This is a genomic window from Mixta sp. BE291, assembly GCF_031457955.1.
Taxonomy (GTDB): Bacteria; Pseudomonadota; Gammaproteobacteria; order Enterobacterales; family Enterobacteriaceae; genus Mixta.
The window spans coordinates 58986-80687 of sequence record NZ_JAVDXN010000002.1 but is presented as its reverse complement, the minus strand read 5'-3'; the positions used below and the strand labels follow the sequence as shown (position 1 = coordinate 80687).

Here is a 21702-nt window from a genome sequence, read left to right as displayed (position 1 = left end):
GAAGCAAGAAAAAACAAGAAGCAATCATCAAGAATTATAAGGTTAAATAAGTATTGATTTATATGGAGAATAATTAATTTCCACATCATTTATATATGTGTGTTTATTTTCCTTAAGTTTTCTTTGACAAGTGATAGATATTGTTTTAATTAATTGATTGGATCTACGGATTCATATTTCATTTTTAATCGAAAAGGAGTTTATCATGATGTTATTAAAAGAAAATCAATTAACTCTGGTTACCGGTGCCAGTCGAAATGGCGGCTGGGAGGGGTACTGGGGACATAGCGGCGGTGGTTAAAGTAAAGGGAAAAATAGTTCGTCAAAGGGCGGTGGTAATTGTCCACCCTATATGAACCCTATATTCAGAGATTGCCTAAATGGTATTTTGGGCGGCATGGTAGGTGGGTCAATAGGCGGGCCAGCGTCAGCTATATCGAGCGCTATTGGCGGGGGGATTAGTTCATGTACAACCTCATCCGGTTCATCAAATAACGGTAGTGGAGACCATAATGATGGCGGTGGAGACTTTGGCGGGCAATATACCTGGTAATTCACTTGTTCGGGAGAAAAGTGTGAAAAAATTCATCACCCCTTTTGCAGTATTTGTAGGTGTGCTGGTAGGCAATCTTTTTTTGAGCGGTGCCGGTGTGATACATAGTGGGGTTTATTCCCTGCCTGGGCCGATTTCTACATTTGTTGTTATTGTGGCAACACTTTACGCATTCGCTAAAATGTCTATTTTTTTCGCCTCATTTTTTCACAAAGAATAAAAATAGTTATCATAAAAAATAAATGTAACAAGGCTCGTTTCGGCGAGCCTTTTTTATGTCTGCGCTTTGGCGCCTTTTAATAACACAGCACCCGCGCCTGGCAAGGTAAGAAATTATGAAAATGCATAATAATCTGCATATCTGGTCGGGCTTGTAAACAGACCCATTTCCCTGATGCCAGAGCTAATACAAAAATCACTTTTCACGCTTTGTGGCGAAATTAAATAACACCCTTCAGCGTAAGTGTTTTTATTGTCATTTCAGACCAAGCGTAAACGCTATTCGTGATCCGTTTTTCTTCTTTGATAACAAAAATATGTCTTCCTTACTGTTATTTTAAAGCGCACGTTTTTTATTGTTAAATAAAGAATAAAGAATAAAGAATAAAGAATAAAGAATAAAGAATAAAGAATAAAGAATAAAGAATAAAGAAGCAATCATCAAGAATTATAAGGTTAAATAAGTATTGATTTATATGGAGAATAATTAATTTCCACATCATTTATATATGTGTGTTTATTTTTCTTAAGTTTTCTTTGACAAGTGATAGATATTGTTTTAATTAATTAATTGATTGGACCTACGGATTCACATTTCACTTTTAATCGAAAAGGAGTTTATCATGATGTTATTAAAAGAAAATCAATTAACTCTGGTTACCGGTGCCAGTCGAAATGGCGGCTGGGAGGGGTACTAGGGACATAGCGGCGGCGGTGCAAGTAAAAATAATAGTTCGTCAAAGGGCGGTGGTAACGGCAGCGGGTTTTACGCGGGGTTAGGTGATGCAGTTACTGTTTGCAATAACAATATTCTGGCAGGGCTTGGCATGGGGGCTTTTGGCGGAGTACCAGGAATGGCTGCGGGTGCGGCTCTGGGGGCACTGGCGGGCGGTTGCTTTAAATCCGAGGGCGGTAACGGTGGTGGTGGCGGTTCTGGCAGCAACTCCAGTTGTAGCGGCGATAGTTGTTCACGGTAATTGATAATGAAGAATAAAATAATTAACGTCCTCGCCGTTATACTGGGTATTGCATTAGCTACATCGTTAATGAACGGGGCCGGGGTTATAGATACGGGCTGGCCCGGCTTGCCCGTAAACTTTTCTCGCTTCACGTTATTATTGTTATGCACTGCTGGGTGCATATACATTTTCAAGAAAGTTTTGATATTTATTGGCGGGGATTAATTTTTGTGCCATTCAAAGCTCGCTTCGGCGGGCTTCTTTTACGTCTGCGCGCTGGCGCTTTTTAATAACACAGCATCCGCGCCTGGCAAGGTGAGAGATTATGAATATGCATGCATGGCCGGAGTTGTAAATAGACCCGTTTTCTGATGCCAGAGCTAATCCAAAAATAAATTTTCACGCTTTGTGGCGACATTAAATAATGTTCGCTCGCAAGAGTAGTTTTACTTGTCATTTCAGACCAAGCGTAAACGCTATTTGTGATCTGTTTTTCCTTTTTGATGTCAAAAAGATGTCTTCCTTACTGTTGTTTTATAGCGCACATTTTTTATTATTAAATCAAAAATCAAAAATCAAAAATCAAAAATCAAAAATCAAAAATCAAAAATCAAAAATCAAAAATCAAAAATCAAAAATCAAAAATCAAAAATCAAGAGATATAAGGTTAAATATGTATTAATTTATAGGGTGAATAATTAATTTTCACATCATTTATATATGTGTGTTTATTTTTCTTAATTTTCTTTGACAAGTGATAGATGTTGTTTTAATTAATTTATTGGATCTACGGCTTCATATTTCACTTTTAATCGAAAAGGAATTTATCATGATGCTATTAAAAGAAAATCAATTAACTCTGATTACGGGTGCCAGCCGCAATGGCGGTTGGGAAGGCTATTGGGGGCATTCAGGCGGCGGCTTCAATAAAGGCCATACGACCTACGGTGGACAGGGCGGCGGTTTTATCGGAACAAATCCAAACGGCATGGATTTAGACACCTTAATAACCGAGAACTCATGCGTCACCGGGATTGTTGGTGGTTTAATTGCTGGTGGGGCGTCAGTTGCGGGGGCTATTCGAGGTGTAATTGGTGGCTCGATTGCCGGGAAATGCTTCTCAAGTGGGAATGGAGGCGGCGGTGGAACTGGGGCAAGCAACGCTGGCGGTTGTAGCGGAGATAATTGTTCATGGTAATAAATAAAAAGCGACTGCGACAAATAATGGTGATGCCCGGAGTATTGCTGGCAGGCGTTTTTATGTCTTCATTTGGCATATTTCCACAGGACGAGTTTAGTTTTCTGCCCTTTGATGTCGCAAAAGTTTTGATCGTAGTTTCATCTATGTATGGCACTGTGGAAATGTTGACAAAACTGGCTGGCGTGATTTATCACTGTTGGGACAAACGATATTCAGAGTAAAACAGGCTAAAAATTTCCATAAGCTCGTTTCAACGAGCCTTCTGCATATGGGTTCAGGGTGCAGCGCTTTGCCATCCCTCAAGCATGCAAAGGGTTTGAGTGGACCCTGTACGAACGGTTCACGCATTAACATGGGGTTGTGAGCAACGTCCAAAACTGTCTGATAATAAACAGTTTGATACTGACATGGGGCGTTGCCTCAGCCATACGCGGCTGGGCCTGACAACACGCCGCTGACCTTTTTTTAAGCATATTCTGTATTTGCTCCCATCTTCTGGCTGGCGGAGTATAGTTATTTATAGCCGCCGACAGTACGACAGACTGTACCGGCCTCCGAATCTGGAAGCAGGGATGCTTCTGGCGGTGGCACACTTTGATGAAAAGGCTCGCTCAGGCGAGCCTTTTCTCGCATCGAACATATTTGCTTGCCGGTGAGGCGGGCTGTGACCAAGCCACAGTCAGCGCGGCTATGAAACGTTTATCAGCAACGGATTTCCGGCGCGGTAAGGTTAAAGCGGTGAATCGAGCGGGGCAGGCTGTAGCAAATCAATAGCATCATCGATTTCATTGCTGGCCGCATGCCTGTCCAGCGCGACGGCGTAATATTTACCTTTACAATAATGCTTTTTGACGACTACCCGGCGATCGGCATCGCTGTCCGCATTGCGCGCTGAAAGAGAAGCGCCAGACATAGGTACCACCAGTTCGTTTTCAAGTTTGTCTGCTTCGATAATCCTGTTACCACCGTCACTGGCAAGCAGTAGATACTGAATGCTCATTTTCTTTCCTCTCTTTGATAAAACTGCATTATCAACAGAGTGTAGCGCAATGCGCCTGACGTGCCGGGAAGCCCGGTTGTTAGAGAAATACGCAGGATTACATTCGTAAGGGTTGCTGAAACAGTCGCCTTATTAACGCGATACGGAAAACGTTGATGTAATAAGCATGGTGTGAGTTGCCACAGAACAAACAGCAATATATGCAGAAGGATATGATGGTTGCTACATTGCCCGAAGTGCAGACTCAGACAATAAAAAGGGCCGCCACAGCGACCCAAATATCAGCTAGCTTGCTATCAAACGGCATGCAGTGCTGTTACGTCGATATCAGAGCGTAAAATGCCATGTCTGGCGGATTGCTCATCAAAAAAGTCATTCAATGCACGAGCAGCGTTTTCGCCATGAATTGGCAAAGACATTTCAACGGCTTTTTCGCCTTTTTTAATCACGAACTTGACTGACCAACTCTTTTTAACTGAATTCACTCTTTGCCCTCCCGGTGAGAAATGGGAATTTTCCCGTGTTTATTTAATCGGCAGCTTTTGCTAAAACTTTAGCCACTCTGCTTGTTAAACGGCCATGAACGGCAAATGTTGCCGCTTTTTAACCCCTTGCCTGACATTGGATAACGTCTGAGGCAGGCGGAAAATTGTGCCAAAGCCCAGCTTTGTATCGCGCTGACATCGATCAAAAATGGCTATTTTTTCGCAGTTGAAGCGATGCATTGTCGGTTTTATGGTTGCCGGTGCGGTGCCAAAACTCGGTTTATACGCATTTATACACAGGCTACCCCCATTTTCTGTGGATAAGTAACCGCCGCTTTTGCGGCATGTTTGAGCAATTAGCGTTTACGTTAAGAGAGAGCAGATTGATGCAGCGCGGTCAGGATAACCGGCAAGGAGCGGGGCGCTGAAGCGAGGCAGCGCACCCGTGTTTTAAAAACTAAAGGTCATGGCGGAGAACAGCCCGTGAAATAAAGATGATTGTTTTATATCAACTTTTTTCCGGCCAAGCGACAGCAGGAATGCCGTTTAGCTTAGGCGCAGCGAATAAATCACCCTGGAAATTATAAATACCAGCCGCTTCCAGCCACATCCACTCCTGCGCTTTTTCTACGCCCGTCGCAATTACCGTGATTTCTAACGAAGAGCAGCACTTGATAATAGCCTGCACGATAGCCTGTTTAGACCCGCTTTTATGCACATCGCGAATAAGCTTGTGGTCGATTTTTACGCGATCTGGTTGAAATTGCACCAGCAGCGCAAGGCCGGCATATCCGGCGCCAAAATTATCAATGGCAAGACTGATACCTGCGGCTTTAAGTTGCTTGATTGCCGCTTCAACGTCTTCAATGCGCGAGATAACTTCATGCTCTGTTACTTCAACCACGATCTGTTCAGGCACCAGCCCATTCGCTTCGATTTCACTCAGCAAAAAGTTAACGGCATTCGGTACCATTACCAGCGACATCGGCAACAGGTTAATAGAAAGTCTCTGACCCTGAATGCCCAGTTTACTGGCCAGCGCGAAGGCGAACTTTTTGGAGTGCAGATCGGCCTGGTAAATTTTGTCGCGTGAAAGCTGAGAAAGATGTTCTAACGGCGAGTCGTCGCCGGGGGAGTGCAATATCGCTTCCAGCGAGTCTGTCTGGCAGGAAAAGGGATCGAGAATAGGTTGCATGGCAAAACGATAGGGTTCATCTGCAGCAGCGATGGCTATTTCCTCTGCGCAGACGTTGTCGGCTGCATCATCACTGACAAAATCCCAATAGTTGGCCGGTGGGATTTCAAAATAGTTCTCTTTTTCCCGCGCCTCGACAAAAGTACGCAAAAACTGTAGCGCTCTGTCATTGTAAGTTAGCTGATATTTTGACGTGCCTTTGTCCAGCACCGCCTGCAATACGCTTTCTTTATCATATTCTCTGAGATCGAACAGTTCCATGCCCGTGTTGCCGAAGCGACGCGCAGGTGCGTAATCACGTAACAGCTCAACTAAATTATGATGACGCTGATCGCCACAAATACCTTCATAAATAGCAAGAACCGCCTCTTCAGGGCCTTCCAGCAGCTGGAAAAAATGGGTGCCGTTGAAGAGTAAAATGCCGGTTACGTCGTATAACTCGTTATTGTTATTGGCCTTAACGACCATGTGCTCCAGTGCTTTAACCGGGACGTCATCGGCAAGATGGCTGCGATAGATGATGGTAGACAACATAGCGAATTCCGTAATTTTTGTGTTTATGTTGCACACATTAACAGAAGCGGTTGCGGTGTTGTCCAGCCTTATCGAAAAAAGCCGCCATTGCTCTCCTGATAACCTGAAATTAACCTGTTGATATCATTTGACGGCTTTAATGGAGAAACCATGTTAACAGTTGTTTAAAGGGTGGCCTTTTGCAGGAAAAAAGATGCATTTTAAATGCACTTTTAGGAAAAAAAACGTTAATGTTTAGTGGTGAAATAGCGGACTAAACTTACCGTTTATCTACTGAGGAGGAAAGTAATGCTGCGTATTCCCAAGAATTGCATCCATACCCGTTCCACACCTTTTTGGAATAAAGATGATGCCCCAGCTGGCTTGTTTCAGCGCCATCTCGATCACAATACCCAGCCCGGCGTCTATCCACGCCTGTCAGTGATGCAGGGTGCGGTTAAATATTATGGTTTTCCCGATGCGGAAAGCGCCGAACCAGATAGCGAGCTGCTGATTGAAGCGGGTCATTTTGGCGTGTTCCCACCGGAAAAGTGGCATCACATAGAACTCATGACCGATGACACCTATTTCAATATCGAATTTTTTGTCGCACCTGAAGTGCTGAAAGGCACCGGTTTACGTCAGGCCACTAAATCTCAGAAATAAAGAGGAATCTATGCAAAAGGCAACCTATACCGTAACGGTCACCAATAACAGCAACGGTGTTTCAGCGGATTTTGAAACAGAGACGCCAATGAGCCTGCTGGTGCCAGACGTGGCGGCAGAAGTGGTAAAAGATTTGATTAATGTGGTCAGAGGTTACGACACAGAAGAAGACGCGAATGTCTGCGGCTGGTAACAAAGCAGAAAAGTAAATCGAATGCTGTAAAAGCTGAAACGCGTTGAGAACAAACTGGCAGGAAGCCTGCCAGTTCTCAGGTAATTTATTTACGGCCTAACAGATAGCCGAATACCACACCCACGGCCGCTGCAACCGCTAAGCCGCCCATCGGGTTAGAAGAGACCTGGCTTCTGACGGTGTCAGCAGCATCTCTTACCGCATAACTTGCCTGGCTGGCATATTTGCGCGCGCTACCCTGGGCTTCATCAGTATAGCTATCCGTTGCGCGACCATAAGCTTCCTGAGCCTTACCTGCGCCTTCACGTACTTTATCTTCAACTTTACCTAACATATTTCTTCTCCTTTGAAAGCGTTGAGTAAATTAAGTCTAGCAGAAAGAAAGCTAAGCGCTGGGCAAAGAGAAGGAATAAATCAGCCATATAGTAATATTATTGCGTCATTGTGGCCCAGTCGGACTGAGCGACTCAAACCAAAAACGGCGATGAGAAACGCGCAAGGCGTTGGCGTACGCGGCTTTGCCGCCCGTTTCGTCAGCTGACATTTGCCTGAACCAATACCGTTACAGCTTCAAAAGCGTGCGCTAAAAAGAGAAAAATATCGGCTAAAAAGCGGTAATATTAAGATTAATCCGTACGGGGAAGGTAATTAGGCTGATGGAAAAAGCGGAGGTTTAATTATTTACTTAATAACAGAAACCTTTATTAATATTTTGCAGCACAGGCTTGTTAAATAAAGCATCAATATAAACCAAATAGTTTTGCTGTTGGCCGGTTTTAATCCTTAGAGCATATAATGCGTAGGTCACCTGTTGCTAAAAACCACTCGCAGGCGTACGGGGTCAAAGGGTTGCTGAAGCCGAAGCCGTTAAGCCAGATGAAAGCGAGCTTTTCGAGCCTTTACGGCTGACTTTTCAGGCACGATTTTTGTTGCCAAACACGATCGGCATACTGGCTGAGTCGATAAAATCGCGGCGTTGCATGGCAGTTCTCGTTGATTTGTGCGATAAAGAGCGCAGCTTTAAATATAGCCAAGAAAGTTATCGCTTTGGTTCTGCGGGCCAGCCCCGTGCGATAACGCGCCCTCCGGCCCATTCAGCCTCCTCATCACCGTCACGGGAATCCGTTTAATGCATACCAAACCGGCAATTTTATTGGCAGGCGTTCTGGCGCTGGCGCCTGCATTAGCGCAAACGGAAACGCAGCACAGCCACTGGGGAACGCGTTGGCAACGGCTGCCGGCGACGCCCGCGCCGGTCGCTGCTATGCAAAGCGGTTATATCGCGGTGAACGGCATTCAGCTTTATTACGCCGCTTTGGGCACAGGCTCACCAGTTATTCTGCTGCACGGCGGACTGGCCAACAGTGACTATTGGGGTCTACAGGTTGCGGAGCTGGCGAAGCACCATCAAGTAATTGTGGTGGATAGCCGTGGTCACGGACGCAGTACGCGCAACGCGCAGCCTTACGGTTATGATCTAATGACCGACGATATTATTGCGCTGATGGATCGGCTGCAACTGCCGACGGCCGCCATTGTTGGCTGGAGCGACGGTGCGATTATCGGCCTGGATATGGCGATGCGTTATCCGCAGCGGGTGAGTAAAGTGTTTGCCTTTGCGCCAAACACCACCACGCAGGGCGTGAAAGCGGGCGTGGATAAAAATCCGCTATTTGCCGCCTATATTTCCCGTGCGGGAGAGGAGTATAAAAAGCTGTCGGCCACGCCTGACGATTATCAAAATTTTGTGCGGCAGATTAGCCAGATGTGGCAGTCGCAGCCGGAATGGCGCGATGAAGATTTACGCAACATCCGTGCGCAAGTGTTGATTGCTGATGGCGACCATGATGAGGCGATCGACCGTAATCATCTGGAGCATATTGCTGCAACCATTCCTGACGCCGGACTGCTGATTTTGCCCACCGTGAGTCATTTTGCTTTCCTGCAGGCGCCGCAGGAGTTTACCGAAGCGGTGCTGCATTTCCTCGACGATAAATAGTGGCGTACTGAATTCACTTATGCGCGGCGAGATGGCGGTGCGCTTAGCCCACAATGATTTTGTGTGCGAGGCGCGCCAGGATTTCCAGTAACAGCAGGCTCCCGCAAAACAGGCAAACCAGCATCAAAATAAACGTCTTCTGGCTCTTCATTCCGTTTCGTACCCGTGAGTTAATCCCGCTGCTACACTTTAAGGGCTGTAGTCTCAACCGCACATCAATATCGCCCTTACAGCTGTAAGGAACACCATTATGTTGTATCAATACCTTAACGGTGATAACTGGCGGCATATCTATATCGTCGGCGATCTGCACGGCTGCCGCGCCTTGCTCGATCGGCAGCTGCTGGCGGCAAGCTTTGATCCGCAGCAGGATTTGCTGATTGCGGTTGGCGACCTTATCGATCGCGGACCGGATAGCCTGGGCTGCCTGCGTCTGCTGGCAGAACCCTGGTTTCGCAGCGTGCGCGGCAATCACGAAGAGATGGCGCTGAACGCGCTGCTGCAAAACGAAAAGCTGCTGTGGAAAAGAAACGGCGGCGACTGGTTCTGGCAGCTGGAAGAAAAAGAGCGTGATGAGGCACAGCGTGCGCTGATGCAGTGTCAGACGCTGCCTTTAATCCTGCATATCAGCCTGGAAGCGCGCACGGTGGTGGTGGCACATGCTGATTATCCGGCCGCGCATTACGCTTTTGAACAGCCGGTTGATGAATATCAAGTGGTCTGGGGGCGCAAGCGCATCCATGATTTACAGCGTGGGCGGGGGGAAACCATTGTCGGCGCGGATGCGTTCTATTTTGGCCACACGCCGCTGGACCAGCCGCTAAGCGGCTGGAACCAACACTTTATTGATACCGGCGCAGTGTTCGACAATCAGCTTACGCTGGTTAAAATTCAGTAGGCACGCAGGCGGTGTTAACGGCGAAACAGCTTGCCGTCGCGCACCAGTTCTCGTGGGTAGCTGTTTTTTAAACGCTGCCCCACTTTTTTCGCCAGGCCAAGCGGCTGGTGCTGCCAGGTGACCAGCACTTCGTCGCGTGGCAGCGGCGCTTCTGGCCAGATATCACGCCCGCGATACCACTCTTCCGCGTCGCTTTCACTGAGCTCAACGCTATTGCCGCCATCCGGGCGGGCAAGGGCGATGACCGCTTCATGCTGCCAGCGATAGCCTTTGTTAAAGGTTTCCGCCAGCTTCAGTCCGATACGTGAAAAGCGAACCCGGCCGATGAGCGGCTCCGCGGCGGCGGGAAACAGCCAGATCTCTTTATCACGCTGCCATAACGTGAGCGAAGAGGGGCAGTGCAGACCCGATTTCGCCGCGGCTGCGACCACCGTTTGCGCATCTTTACGCGACAGTGGGCTGAAGGGAAACTTACCGACCTTATAACCCGGCGCGGGCAGCGGCTCGATGCTGGCGGTTTTGCGTAGTCGCGCCACAAAAAAGCCTTCGCTGTCGAAAAGCTGCGGGAACACATGCAGGAAACCTTCCGGCGTGGCGGCAAGCTCGGCGCCAGGAAAGAGATCCATCAGCGATTCGATCGCTACCGCATCGGGATAGCGCTGGCAAAGCCAGCGGATAACCTGCTGGTTTTCCAGCGTGTTCAGGGTGCAGGTTGAATAGATCAGCGTGCCGCCTGGCTTGAGCGCATGAAAAGCGCTGTCGATGAGATCGCGCTGGGTGGCGGCGATAGCGTGGGTGCTTTCCAGCGTCCAGTTGCGCAGCGCGTCGGCATCCTTACGAATGACCCCTTCGCCGGAGCAGGGCGCATCAAGCAGAATGGCATCAAAGGTTTCCGGCAGCGCCGCGCCAAACACACGGCCATCAAAATGGGTGATGGCCGTGTTGCTGATGCCGCAGCGGCTGATATTGGCATGCAGCACTTTAACGCGGCTGGCGGCATATTCATTGGCGACAATTACGCCCTGATTATGCATCAGCGCCGCCATCTGGGTGGTTTTTGAACCGGGCGCGGCCGCCACATCCATCACATATTCGGGCTGCGGCTGGGCGGCGAACAGCGCGCTCACCGGCAGCATTGAGCTGGCTTCCTGAATATAAAACAGCCCGCTGAGATGCTCGGCGACGCTGCCCAGCGGCAGCGCGTCATCCTCTTCGCTGCGCGTGACCCAAAAACCTTCGGCGCACCAGGGGATCGGCGTCAGCTGCCAGCCGTAATCCGCTGTCTGGCTTAAAAAATCTGCCACGCTGATTTTCAGCGTATTGACGCGCAAACTGCGGCGCAGCGGCTGCTGGCTGATAGCAAGAAAAGCCTGCAGGCTGGCTTCGTCGGGCAGCGTTTGCCGCATCAGGTCAAGAAAGGCCTCAGGGAAACGGGGGCGGGGTTGTTGGGACACGACAGGATTCCGGTAGTTGCAAAAAATCAGGCGGGAAGTGTATCACAGCTGCGCGAAAAGCCGATGGCAAGGGGAGCCTGACAGGCAGGCTCCCGTAATCGATCAGGAAGAGGGGATAGCCGTTCCCCATTTACGCCACTCTTTAGGCTCTTCGTTTTGCAGCAGGAAATGTTTGCCAGAGCCAGCCTGCGGCGCCAGCGGCACCGTCGGCGGCGTGGCAAACTGAATACCGCCGCGAATAAACTGCTGGAAGGTGCCGGTTTTCACCACGCCGCCAATCAGGCCAAACTCCAGGTTATAGCCTGAGGCGAGCCAGAACACGGAGTTATTGCGCACCAGGTGCTGATACTTCTTGCTGATGCGCAGCTGAACCTGCACGCGATCCGCCATGCTGCCGAGCGACGTGCCGGTGACCGTACCCACCTCAACGCCACGGAACAGAACCGGCGTACCGATGCTGAGCGATCCCGCCTCCGGCGCATCCACCACGATACTCAGCCCATCAAGATAGCGCGAATCGGTGATGGTGGTTTCCTGTAGCTCGAAACGGCGATTCAGGCCGCCCTTGCCGGGATCGACGTTGATATAAGGCTGCAACAGCGTTTCCAGATGATTAACCCCGGTCGCGGAGATCTCCGGCGAAACCACGGAGAAACGGCTGCCGGTGCGGGCGAAGCTTTGCACATATTCAGGATAGAGCACGGCTTTTGCGATCACCTGATTATGATCCTGGCTCAGCGCCAGCGACTCCACCTGACCAATATCGATCCCCAGATAGCGAATCGGCATGTTGGCAGAAAGCTTGCTGCCATCATACGTGTGCAACAGAATCTGGCTGCCGACGGCGCGCGCGGCGGTTTCAGAGTTGTAAAGCACGCGCGTTTCATTTTTGCTGTTGCTGGCGCCCGCGAGATTATCAAAACTGATGGCGCCGCGCAGCGCGCGGTTCAGCGGCGAAGCCTGCACCGTCAAGCCGCTGCCGTTCAGTTGCACTTTCGCGCCGCCTTCCGCCCAGAACACGCTGTCAGAGGTCAGCAGCTTGCGATATTCCGGCTTGATATGCACCGCCACCACAAATTCATTGGCTTTCGGCGTCACATCAACGATTTCGCCCACCTGAAACTTACGATACAGCACCACCGAGCCGGGCTGAATATCCGGCAGGCTATTCGCCGTGAGCGTCAGCGTGGTTGACGGACGCTCGCCGGTAATGCCTTCCTCTGCTTTTTCCGCATTGGAGAACAGCGGGTATTGCTTGAGCGGCGCGCCTTTATTGCCTGGCTCAAGGCGAATACCGCCATCGACCCATTCGCTGGCGCTGGCGCCTAACACTTTCATCCCGTCGAGGCCAAATTTCACGTCAAGGCGGCTGTTGATAATGAACTTGCTGTCGGCATGTACCAGCTGGCGATGCTCAGCCGCGATCGCCGCGTCGAACTCGACGCCTTTCTCGGTAAGCTGACGCCGAATCACCTGACCAATCTGGATACCGCGCAGCACCACCGGCTGACCGGCGTCAATGCCGTAGCTTTCCGGCGCGCTCAAATGTACGGTCAGCACGTCAGGCTGCTGCAACAGCGCCTCATTGCTTTGCCGCACCTGGAAACGATTTTGCGGCTCGCCGTCGCCTGGGATTAGCTCCAGCGTCGCGCCCGTTAACAGCGCGCTCAGGTTGGGATTGTTCAGGCTAACTTTCGGGCTGCGCATTTCAATACGCGTGCCGCTGCGCATCAGCTCCACGACCGAGGGATCCAGCGTCAGCTCGCCAAGCACTTTACCGCCGGGCTGTAAGGTCATTTTTGTCAGGGTGCCGACTTCCAGCCCCTGATAAATCAGCGGCGTGCTGCCTTCCTGCAAACCTTTGCCGTTAGGCAGATCGAGCGTAACGATCACGCCACGCTGGCTGTGAGCCAGATCGGGATAAAGCTGATAATTACTCTCGCTGGCGGCCTGCTGCGAAGCGGGCGGGGCATCAAAAGCAATTGCGCCGTTTACCAGCGCCGCCAGGCTTTCCAGTTCCACTTTCGCGCCGCTAAGGCCGACATCCGCTTTGACGCCGGACACATTCCAGAAGCGGCTGTCTTTTTTCACCAGGTTAGTGAAGCGACGTTCAATCAGCACATCAATGGTCACGCCTTTGTTATCGGAATTGATGGTGTAGTCATAAACGCGGCCCACCGGAATCTTGCGGTAGTAGACCAGCGAGCCGGTATTCAACGAACCCAGATCGGAGGCATGTAGATGCACCAGCATTTCGCCGGTGTTCACGCGATATTTCGGCTGCGTATCCAGCGCCACGAAATTCTCCCGCAGCTCCCCGCTTTTGCCGGGCATCATGCCGATATAGTTACCGCCGACCAGCGCATCCAGCCCGGAAACCCCTGCCAGCGAGGCTTTAGGCGTCACCAGCCAGAATTGTGCATCCTCACGCAGCGCATCGCGCATATCGCTTTTGATACTGACGCGCACTTTAATTTTACGCAGATCGTCGCTGAGGCTGATGCCCTGCACGGTGCCCACCTCAACCCCTTGATAGCGTACCGGCGTGCGTCCCGGCACGATGCCGTCCGCCTGGGCGAAATCAATGGTGACCGTGGTGCCGCGCTCCTGATAGTTGGTCCACAGTAGCCAACCGGCAATCATCAGGGCGATAAAAGGCAGTAGCCAAAACGGCGAAATTTTACGCTTGTTGGTTATCCGCGCTTTAGTCGGTGTAGTCGGCGTTTGTTGCATGAGCATCCCAAATAAGACGGCTATCCAGCCACTGTACGGCGAGGATAGTTAAAATTACCGCGGCGCCGAAATAGAAGGCGGCCGGTCCCATAGTAAAAGCCAGCAGCTGATCGCGATTGACCAGCGACATGGTTAACGAAATCACAAACAGATCCAGCATCGACCAGCGTCCCACCCAGGTGATCAAACGCAGCAGTCGGATACGCGTTTTGATGCCCTGCTGGCAGCGGAAGTGAATGCTGAGCAGCAGCACCAGCAGCACCAGCACCTTGGTAAAGGGCACCAGAATACTGGCGATAAACACGATGGCCGCCACCGGCACATTACCGGAGGCCAGCGACAGGATGCCGGAAAAAATCGTATCTTCCTGCCGTCCGCCATTGAGATAAATAATTGAGATCGGCAGCAGGTTAGCCGGTATCAGAAAAACCATGGCTGATATCAATGCCGCCCACGACTTTTGCAGGCTGTGCGGGCGGCGATGCGCCAGGCGCGTATGGCAGCGCGGACAGCGCCCGCGCGCATCCGGCATCCCGGTATGATGACAGTTCAGGCAAACCTGTAATTTTTCCTGCGCCACCTCTGCTGGCGGCTGCGGATAGAAGCGGTGCCACAGCTGCTCGACGTTAAGATGAATCAGGGTAAACAGGCTAAGCGCCATCAGCGCGATAAATGCCACCAGCCCGTAGCCGATATTGATATCGGCATAATCTTTTACCTTGATCGCCGCCACCGCCAGGCCCACCAGATAAATATCCAGCATCACCCACTCTTTCAGACGTTCCAGCATCAGCAGCACCGGACGCAAATTCATGCCCAGCCGGTGGCCGAAAAACAGAAAGGCGATAGCGCCTACCAGCGTCACCGGCGCGCCGATAGTACAAAAGGCGACCATTGCGGCGGTCAGCACGTCGCCCTGCATGGTCATCTGCATAATGCCGGTGAGCACGTTGGCGTGAATCGGCGTCCCCAACAGGCGGATCTGGATCAGCGGTTCGCTAAAGGCAAACGGCATCAGCAGCAGCATGGTCACCGCCATGGCGGTTAAACGCGTCATCGACCAGTCTCGACCGGTCATGATTCTGGCGTTGCAGCGCGGGCAGTGCGCAGACTGGCAGGATTTAACATCCGGTAAGGAAAAAAGGGTATCGCATTGTGGACAACGCTGATAACGTTCATGGGGCAGAACGTGACTGATAGTATGTATTTTCATATAGTAAAGCAGTGACCCTCATCGTGCAGGTAAGCACGGTCCTTAACATGACGCAAAACGGACGCTGAGGGGCATAGCCCGTTTTGATAATCCGCTCCGCAAGATCCTAAGGTTATATTAACTGCCGGAATCCTTCACCTTGTGGTAATGGATATTTAATACTTATTTTACCGGACGGCTCAATTGTAGCCGTCCGGTTGCTTTTAAGATGGTCAGGAAATGAACAAACAAGAATTTTATCACGATCTTAACCGCGATTTGCGTGCGCTTATCGCCGGTGAAACCAGTTTTCTGGCGGCGTTAAGCAACAGCAGCGCGCTGCTGTATGAGCGCCTGGAAGAGGTGAACTGGGCAGGCTTCTATCTGTTAACCGAAGAGAAGACGCTGGTGCTGGGGCCGTTCCAGGGCAAAATCGCCTGCGTACGTATTCCGGTTGGTCGCGGCGTTTGCGGCACCGCCGTTGCCGAGAAAAGTGTCCAGCGCGTGGCGGATGTTCATGCCTTTGCCGGTCATATCGCCTGTGACGCTGCCAGCAACGCGGAAATCGTGCTGCCGTTGATCGTTGACGACGAGGTGATTGGGGTACTGGATATTGACAGCACGCGCTTCGAACGTTTCGACAGTGAAGATGAAATTGGCCTGCAAACCTTTACTAATGAGCTTTGTAACGTGTTAGCCCAAAGCGATGTTAAAAAATATATTCATCTGAATCGTCGCTAAAGCGCTGGATTTCGTGGCAATTGCTGATGGGGTCATTATAATGTCGCCTGTTCATGCCCGCGGCTTGTTGGCCACTCGTTGTAATCAGGAAATTTCATGGAAAATCAACCTAAGTTGAATAGCAGTAAAGAAGTCATCGCCTGGCTTGCGGAGCGTTTCCCGCACTGCTTTAGTGCCGAAGGTGAAGCGCGTCCGCTTAAAATCGGTATCTTTCAGGACCTCGTCGAACGTGTTCAGGGTGAAATGAACCTGAGCAAAACGCAATTACGTTCCGCGCTGCGTCTTTACACCTCCAGCTGGCGCTATCTGTACGGCGTTAAAGCGGGCGCAACCCGTGTCGATCTGGATGGCAACCCCTGCGGCGAGCTGGAAGAGCAGCATGTTGAGCATGCACGCAAGCAGCTTGAAGAGGCCAAAGCCCGCATTCAGCAGCAGCGTCAGCAACAGCAGGCGAAAAAGCGTGAAGCCGCCGGTGCCGCTACGGGTGAAGATGCGCCTGCGCGTCGTCCGCGTAAAGCCGCCAGCCGTAAGCCTGCTGAAGGCAGTCAGCCTGCGCGCAAAGCCCGCACTAACGAGGCTCGCCCGGCTCAGGAGCGTGCGCCCGCCGCACCGCGCCAGCCGCGTCCGCAACCCGTTACTGACACCTCCGCACTGCAGCCTGGTCAAAATATTAAAGTTAAAGCTGGCAAAAGCGCGATGGACGCCACTGTTCTTGAGATCTCCAAGGATGGCGTTCGGGTACAGCTGGCTTCCGGCCTGGCAATGATCGTACGCGCAGAACACTTACAGTTCTGAAACGGAGGCCACCCTGGGCATGAACAAGTTTTTTAAGATGAGCGTGATGGCGGGCCTGCTACTGGCAGGTCACGCCATTGGCGCTGAAAGCATTACCCGCGCGGATCAAATTCCGCAGCTGCACGAAGAACCGCAGCACGCCACCGTAAGTGAACGCGTTACCTCTCGTTTTACCCGCTCCCACTATCGTCAGTTCGATCTCGATCAGTCGTTTTCAGCAAAAATCTTCGACCGCTATCTGAATATGCTGGACTACAGCCATAATGTGCTGCTGGCAACAGATGTCGCGCAGTTCGCGGATAAGAAAACCACGCTGGGCGATGAGCTACGCAGCGGCAAGCTCACGGTGTTTTATGATTTATTCAATCTGGCGCAAAAACGCCGTTTTGAGCGTTATCAGTATGCATTAACAGTGCTGAATCAGCCGATGAGCTTTACCGGCAACGATACGATCGATACCGATCGCAGCAAAGCGCCCTGGCCGAAAAGCGGTGCTGAGCTGAATGCGCTGTGGCATGCCAAGGTCAAATATGACTGGCTGAGCCTGAAGCTCACCGGCAAAAATGACGCTGAGATTAAAGATATTCTCACCAAGCGCTATAACTCGGCGATTCGCCGTCTGGCGCAGAGCAACAGCGAAGACGTTTTCCAGCTGGCGATGAATGCCTTTGCGCATGAAATCGATCCCCATACGAATTACCTGTCACCGCGTAATACCGAGCAGTTCAATACCGAGATGAGCCTGTCGCTGGAAGGTATCGGCGCGGTGTTGCAGATGGATGAAGACTACACGATCATCAATTCAATGGTAGCGGGCGGCCCGGCAGCGAAAAGCAAGTCGCTGAGCGTCGGCGATCGTATTGTTGGCGTCGGTCAGCCAGGCAAACCGGTTGAAGATGTTATCGGTCTGCGCCTGGATGACGTGGTGGCAAAAATCAAAGGACCGAAGGGCAGCAAAGTGCGCCTGGAGATCCTGCCTGCCGGTAAAGGCACCAAAACCCGTACCGTCACGCTGACGCGCGAGAAGATCCGCCTTGAGGATCGCGCGGTTAAAATGAGCGTGCATAACGTCGGGAAAGACAAAGTTGGCGTGCTGGATATCCCTGGCTTCTACGTTGGCCTGACCGATGACGTTAAAGTGCAGCTCCAGAAACTGCAGAAGCAGCACGTCGATAGCGTAGTGATCGATCTGCGTACTAACGGCGGTGGCGCGCTTACTGAAGCGGTATCGCTTTCCGGTCTGTTTATTCCCAGCGGTCCGGTGGTGCAGGTACGCGACAATAACGGCAAAGTCCGTGAAGATAGCGACAACGACGGCGTGGTTTATTATAAAGGCCCGCTGGTGGTGCTGGTGGATCGCTTTAGCGCCTCGGCCTCGGAAATCTTTGCCGCAGCGATGCAGGATTATGGCCGCGCGCTGATTGTCGGCGAACCGACCTTCGGTAAAGGTACCGTGCAGCAGTATCGTTCGCTGAACCGTATTTACGATCAGATGCTGCGCCCTGAATGGCCGGCGCTGGGTTCCGTCCAGTACACCATTCAAAAGTTCTACCGCATCAACGGCGGCAGTACGCAGCGTAAAGGCGTTACGCCCGATCTGCTGATGCCAACCGGTATCGAAGCGGTGGAAACCGGCGAGAAGTTTGAAGATAACGCGCTGCCCTGGGACAGCATCAATGCGGCAAGCTATACCAAATCGGGCGATATCAGTGACTTGGTGCCGCAGCTGAGCAAAACGCATGAGCAGCGTATCGCGAAAGATGCGGAGTTCCAGTACATCATTAAGGATATTGAGCGCTATAACGCCATGAAAGATAAGCGTAATATCGTGTCGCTCAATCTTGCCCAGCGCGAGAAAGAGAACCATGAGGATGATGCGCAGCGTCTGGAGCGTATCAATGCGCGCTATAAAGCGGAAGGGAAAAAGCCGCTGGCTAAGCTTGATGATTTGCCGAAGGACTATAAAGAGCCCGATCCTTATCTGGATGAAACGGTAAATATTGCTAACGATCTGGCACATCAGCAACCGGAGCAATCAGGCGAAAAAGCGTCGTCGGCGCAATAAAACCACCACTTTATCCCCATTTAAAAGGCACTGCATAAGCGGTGCCTTTTTTATTGCGTGGGATTGTTTAGCAACGCTGTTTATTGCCGCAAAACAAGGTTAAAAAAAGATTGCGACAAAATGTAAAGTTATGTCTTTTTAAGCACTTAAACGTTAAGGATGCTTGAAATGCGCCACGATGCCCCTACGATGTATATCCGCGCATGGGCGCTTAGTTAACTGAGGAAGATAAAAGTTTATGATGCGTATTGCTCTTTTCCTGCTGACCAACCTTGCCGTGATGTTGGTATTCGGGCTGATTCTGAGCCTGACAGGAATTCAGTCAAGCAGTGTGCAGGGCCTGATGATAATGGCAGGTCTGTTTGGCTTCGGCGGTGCGTTTGTTTCACTGCTGATGTCGAAATGGATGGCACTGCGCTCCGTTGGCGGTGAAGTGATTGAGCAGCCGCGTAATGAAACGGAACGCTGGCTAATGGAAACGGTAGGGCGTCAGGCGCAGCAGGCGGGAATCGCGATGCCGCAGGTCGCGATTTACCACGCGCCTGACATTAACGCGTTTGCCACCGGCGCGCGGCGTGATGCGTCGCTGGTCGCCGTGTCCACCGGCCTGTTGCAGAACATGAGCCGTGACGAAGCGGAAGCCGTGCTGGCGCATGAGATTAGCCATATCGCTAATGGTGACATGGTAACCATGACGTTGATTCAGGGCATCGTGAACACCTTCGTGATCTTTATTTCCCGTATTCTGGCGCAGATCGCCGCAGGCTTTTTGTCCGGTAACCGGGACGACGAAGAGAGCAGCAACGGTAACCCGATGGTCTATTTTGCCGTGTCGATGGTGTTGGAACTGCTGTTTGGTATTCTCGCCAGCATGATCACTATGTGGTTCTCGCGTCACCGTGAGTTCCATGCCGATGCCGGTTCCGCGCGCCTGGTTGGTCGTGAAAAAATGATTGCGGCGCTGCAGCGGTTAAAAACCAGCTATGAGCCGCAGGAGCCGGGCAGCATGATGGCGTTTTGTATCAATGGTAAAGGGAAGTCGTTAAGCGAATTCTTTATGTCGCACCCGCCGTTGGATAAACGAATCGAAGCGCTGCGCAGCGGCCAGTATCTGAAATAAACATCTGGATTGGTCAGGCCGTGATAATAAAAACCACCTCTCAGGAGGTGGTTTTTTTATACCTATCTGAACATCACCCACTGTGGAGACGGTCAGCAACAGATTGGCTCTGCCAGTAAGGCTACTCATGTGAAAATCCGAATCTGTTATTCTTCCTGATGGCTAGCTTTCCCGATGCAGCGGCTGGCGCAGGCGCGACAGACTGAACAGCGCGGCCAGAGTGGAAAACAGGCCCGCCAGCAGCAGCGAGGCGTGTGTGCCTTGCGTGGCAAACAGGTTAAACATCAGCGCCACCAGCGCGGCGCCGCTGGTTTGTCCCAGCAGGCGTGCCGTGCCTAACATACCGCTGGCCCCGCCGCTGCGATGGCGCGGCGCGGCAGAGATAATGGTGTGGTTATTTGGCGACTGAAACAGGCCAAAGCCTGCACCGCATAAGATCATGCGCCAGATAATATCGCCATCCCCAGGCGCAGCGGGTAGCCAGGCCAGCGCAAACAGGCCGCAGGCAAAAATAGCCAGCCCGATCCCGCCCAGCAGCCCGGCATGAAAACGCTCCAGCAGGCGCCCGGCGATGGGGGACATAATCATGGTCGCCAGCGGCCAGGGCGTTAACAGCAAACCGGTCTCCACCTCGTTTCTGCCCAAAACGCTTTGCAAAAAGAAGGGCAGGGAAACCATCGCCAGCATCTGCGCCAGAAACGAACAGACCGAGGTACAAATCGACAGCGAGAAAATAGGGATGCGCAGCAAATCCACCGGCAGCAGAGGAAACGTCAGCGTTAGCTGCCGTCGGATAAACAGCGTGCCGATAACCAGCAGCGCCAGCAGCTCAGCGACAATCAGCCGATAGTCCTGGCCCTGCGCCGCGCCGCTTAGCGCCGAAAGCAGCAGGCCAAAGGTCAGGGCATTCATCACCGCGCTGATAATATCGAAACGCTGCGTCGGCGATTTTTGCGTGTTATCCGGTAGAAAACGCCAGGCGAGCAGCAGCGCCAGCATGCCCGCCGGGACGTTAATCAGAAACAGCCATTGCCATGACGCCACGGCGAGGATTGCGGCGGCAACGGTAGGGCCAGCCGCGCTGGAGACCGCGACAATCAACGCGTTAATGGCCATGCCGCGCCCCAAATGGCGCTGCGGATAGATAATCCGTATCAGCGCGGTGTTCACGCTCATTAGCGCCGCGCCGCCAAAACCCTGCATAACGCGCGCCACGGTCAGCATCCCGAGCGAGTCGGAAACCGCGCACAGCAACGACATTGCGCTAAACAGCAGCAGCCCGCCCTGATAGATACGTCGATAGCCCCACATCTCGCCCAAAAAAGAGAAAGAGAGCAGCGAGATGATAATCGCCAGCTGATAGGCGTTAATAATCCAGATCGATTCCGCCGGGCTAGCCTGGAGTTCTTGCGCGATGGTAGGAAGCGCAACATTGGCAATGGTGCCATCAAGCACCGCAACGGTGATTCCTAAAGCAATAGCGGCTATCGCACCATAACGGCGCGGCAGCGGTAAGCCATCAGTGGGTGTGGTTACAGGCATATTCAGACATTGAAGAGGGTGAATATCATCATGCTAATGATTTTTTTTGCAAGATGCACTTAAATCCCACGGCAAAGCGTTACGGAGACGACACTTGTGATGGACAAATATTGCCTGGGGATGAAGGAGCCACGTATACTGGAAATGGCGTTCCATTTTTTATAAAACAATTTCAAAAG

19 protein-coding genes are annotated in these 21702 nt (G+C 51.6%); 11 read left to right on the top strand and 8 right to left on the bottom strand.

Annotated elements, in window-relative coordinates; all coding sequences use genetic code 11:
* Nucleotides 1-512 precede the first annotated feature (512 nt).
* The 3 genes from J2X14_RS05505 (at nt 513) to J2X14_RS05495 (ending at nt 3153) form a co-directional block, all read left to right on the top strand.
* A complete protein-coding gene (locus J2X14_RS05505; protein ID WP_352410226.1) occupies nt 513-773 on the top strand; it encodes a hypothetical protein in 261 nt (86 codons plus the stop codon).
* Nucleotides 774-2560: 1787 nt separating this feature from the next.
* Nucleotides 2561-2929: a hypothetical protein gene (locus J2X14_RS05500; protein WP_352410225.1), complete on the top strand. Its 369-nt coding sequence runs from the start codon at nt 2561-2563 to the stop codon at nt 2927-2929.
* Entirely contained in the window at nt 2923-3153 is a 231-nt protein-coding gene (locus tag J2X14_RS05495) for a hypothetical protein (protein ID WP_352410224.1), read from the top strand. Before J2X14_RS05500 ends, J2X14_RS05495 begins: the two co-directional genes overlap by 7 nt.
* A 509-nt stretch (nt 3154-3662) precedes the next feature.
* On the opposite strand, the gene J2X14_RS05490 is transcribed toward J2X14_RS05495, so the two are convergent.
* The 3 genes from J2X14_RS05490 to J2X14_RS05480 form a co-directional block, all read right to left on the bottom strand.
* A complete protein-coding gene (locus J2X14_RS05490; protein WP_352410223.1) occupies nt 3663-3932 on the bottom strand; it encodes a hypothetical protein in 270 nt (89 codons plus the stop codon).
* Nucleotides 3933-4228: 296 nt separating this feature from the next.
* Nucleotides 4229-4417 carry a hypothetical protein gene (locus J2X14_RS05485; RefSeq protein WP_352410222.1) on the bottom strand — a complete coding sequence of 63 codons (189 nt, stop codon included), beginning with the start codon at nt 4415-4417 and terminating at the stop codon, nt 4229-4231.
* A gap of 508 nt (nt 4418-4925) precedes the next feature.
* Nucleotides 4926-6146 carry a diguanylate phosphodiesterase gene (locus tag J2X14_RS05480; protein WP_352410221.1) on the bottom strand — a complete coding sequence of 407 codons (1221 nt, stop codon included), beginning with the start codon at nt 6144-6146 and terminating at the stop codon, nt 4926-4928.
* Nucleotides 6147-6434: 288 nt separating this feature from the next.
* Between J2X14_RS05480 and J2X14_RS05475 the strand changes: the two genes are divergently transcribed.
* Both J2X14_RS05475 and J2X14_RS05470 read left to right on the top strand, forming a co-directional pair.
* A complete protein-coding gene (locus J2X14_RS05475) occupies nt 6435-6791 on the top strand; it encodes a TehB family protein (protein WP_352410220.1) in 357 nt (118 codons plus the stop codon).
* A 10-nt stretch (nt 6792-6801) separates the two neighbouring features.
* Nucleotides 6802-6984: a DUF1869 domain-containing protein gene (locus J2X14_RS05470; RefSeq protein WP_352410219.1), complete on the top strand. Its 183-nt coding sequence runs from the start codon at nt 6802-6804 to the stop codon at nt 6982-6984.
* An 85-nt stretch (nt 6985-7069) separates the two neighbouring features.
* Here J2X14_RS05470 and J2X14_RS05465 read toward each other — a convergent pair whose 3' ends face one another.
* Nucleotides 7070-7318, bottom strand: coding sequence for a CsbD family protein (locus tag J2X14_RS05465; protein WP_352410218.1), 249 nt, complete (start codon nt 7316-7318; stop codon nt 7070-7072).
* 795 nt (nt 7319-8113) lie between these two features.
* On the opposite strand from J2X14_RS05465, the gene J2X14_RS05460 reads away from it, so the two are divergent.
* Nucleotides 8114-8983 carry an alpha/beta fold hydrolase gene (locus tag J2X14_RS05460; RefSeq protein WP_352410217.1) on the top strand — a complete coding sequence of 290 codons (870 nt, stop codon included), beginning with the start codon at nt 8114-8116 and terminating at the stop codon, nt 8981-8983.
* Between the two features lie 250 nt (nt 8984-9233).
* On the top strand, nt 9234-9881 hold the full coding sequence (locus J2X14_RS05455; protein ID WP_352410216.1) for a metallophosphoesterase: 648 nt from the start codon (nt 9234-9236) through the stop codon (nt 9879-9881).
* Between the two features lie 14 nt (nt 9882-9895).
* Here J2X14_RS05455 and rsmF read toward each other — a convergent pair whose 3' ends face one another.
* From rsmF to yebS, 3 genes are all read right to left on the bottom strand, one after another.
* A complete protein-coding gene (rsmF, locus tag J2X14_RS05450; protein WP_352410215.1) occupies nt 9896-11335 on the bottom strand; it encodes a 16S rRNA (cytosine(1407)-C(5))-methyltransferase RsmF in 1440 nt (479 codons plus the stop codon).
* Nucleotides 11336-11437: 102 nt separating this feature from the next.
* Entirely contained in the window at nt 11438-14074 is a 2637-nt protein-coding gene (locus J2X14_RS05445) for a PqiB family protein (RefSeq protein WP_352410214.1), read from the bottom strand.
* Complete coding sequence (gene yebS / locus J2X14_RS05440; RefSeq protein ID WP_352410213.1) at nt 14040-15281, bottom strand: membrane integrity lipid transport subunit YebS; 1242 nt, start codon at nt 15279-15281, stop codon at nt 14040-14042. The genes J2X14_RS05445 and yebS overlap by 35 nt, the downstream gene beginning before the upstream one ends.
* Before the next feature lie 219 nt (nt 15282-15500).
* On the opposite strand from yebS, the gene msrC reads away from it, so the two are divergent.
* The 4 genes from msrC to htpX all read left to right on the top strand — a co-directional run bounded on the left by msrC (nt 15501) and on the right by htpX (nt 19981).
* Entirely contained in the window at nt 15501-16001 is a 501-nt protein-coding gene (gene msrC / locus J2X14_RS05435) for a free L-methionine (R)-S-oxide reductase MsrC (protein ID WP_352410212.1), read from the top strand.
* Between the two features lie 96 nt (nt 16002-16097).
* On the top strand, nt 16098-16796 hold the full coding sequence (gene proQ, locus J2X14_RS05430) for an RNA chaperone ProQ (protein WP_352410211.1): 699 nt from the start codon (nt 16098-16100) through the stop codon (nt 16794-16796).
* A 19-nt stretch (nt 16797-16815) separates the two neighbouring features.
* Nucleotides 16816-18861 carry a carboxy terminal-processing peptidase gene (gene prc / locus J2X14_RS05425; protein ID WP_352410210.1) on the top strand — a complete coding sequence of 682 codons (2046 nt, stop codon included), beginning with the start codon at nt 16816-16818 and terminating at the stop codon, nt 18859-18861.
* 238 nt (nt 18862-19099) lie between these two features.
* On the top strand, nt 19100-19981 hold the full coding sequence (htpX, locus tag J2X14_RS05420; protein WP_352410209.1) for a protease HtpX: 882 nt from the start codon (nt 19100-19102) through the stop codon (nt 19979-19981).
* Between the two features lie 162 nt (nt 19982-20143).
* On the opposite strand, the gene J2X14_RS05415 is transcribed toward htpX, so the two are convergent.
* Complete coding sequence (locus J2X14_RS05415) at nt 20144-21523, bottom strand: MFS transporter (protein ID WP_352410208.1); 1380 nt, start codon at nt 21521-21523, stop codon at nt 20144-20146.
* Nucleotides 21524-21702 lie beyond the last annotated feature (179 nt).

Bases quoted from the DNA above. Each gene is read 5' to 3' on its own strand.
- J2X14_RS05480 (WP_352410221.1), bottom strand. From the start codon at position 6,146: ATGTTGTCTACCATCATCTATCGCAGCCATCTTGCCGATGACGTCCCG.
- proQ (WP_352410211.1), top strand. From the start codon at position 16,098: ATGGAAAATCAACCTAAGTTGAATAGCAGTAAAGAAGTCATCGCCTGG.
- prc (WP_352410210.1), top strand. From the start codon at position 16,816: ATGAACAAGTTTTTTAAGATGAGCGTGATGGCGGGCCTGCTACTGGCA.
- J2X14_RS05460 (WP_352410217.1), top strand. From the start codon at position 8,114: ATGCATACCAAACCGGCAATTTTATTGGCAGGCGTTCTGGCGCTGGCG.
- J2X14_RS05465 (WP_352410218.1), bottom strand. From the start codon at position 7,318: ATGTTAGGTAAAGTTGAAGATAAAGTACGTGAAGGCGCAGGTAAGGCT.
- msrC (WP_352410212.1), top strand. From the start codon at position 15,501: ATGAACAAACAAGAATTTTATCACGATCTTAACCGCGATTTGCGTGCG.
- J2X14_RS05455 (WP_352410216.1), top strand. From the start codon at position 9,234: ATGTTGTATCAATACCTTAACGGTGATAACTGGCGGCATATCTATATC.
- J2X14_RS05490 (WP_352410223.1), bottom strand. From the start codon at position 3,932: ATGAGCATTCAGTATCTACTGCTTGCCAGTGACGGTGGTAACAGGATT.
- htpX (WP_352410209.1), top strand. From the start codon at position 19,100: ATGATGCGTATTGCTCTTTTCCTGCTGACCAACCTTGCCGTGATGTTG.
- J2X14_RS05505 (WP_352410226.1), top strand. From the start codon at position 513: ATGATGGCGGTGGAGACTTTGGCGGGCAATATACCTGGTAATTCACTT.
- J2X14_RS05495 (WP_352410224.1), top strand. From the start codon at position 2,923: ATGGTAATAAATAAAAAGCGACTGCGACAAATAATGGTGATGCCCGGA.
- J2X14_RS05470 (WP_352410219.1), top strand. From the start codon at position 6,802: ATGCAAAAGGCAACCTATACCGTAACGGTCACCAATAACAGCAACGGT.
- J2X14_RS05445 (WP_352410214.1), bottom strand. From the start codon at position 14,074: ATGCTCATGCAACAAACGCCGACTACACCGACTAAAGCGCGGATAACC.
- J2X14_RS05475 (WP_352410220.1), top strand. From the start codon at position 6,435: ATGCTGCGTATTCCCAAGAATTGCATCCATACCCGTTCCACACCTTTT.
- yebS (WP_352410213.1), bottom strand. From the start codon at position 15,281: ATGAAAATACATACTATCAGTCACGTTCTGCCCCATGAACGTTATCAG.
- J2X14_RS05415 (WP_352410208.1), bottom strand. From the start codon at position 21,523: ATGCCTGTAACCACACCCACTGATGGCTTACCGCTGCCGCGCCGTTAT.
- J2X14_RS05500 (WP_352410225.1), top strand. From the start codon at position 2,561: ATGATGCTATTAAAAGAAAATCAATTAACTCTGATTACGGGTGCCAGC.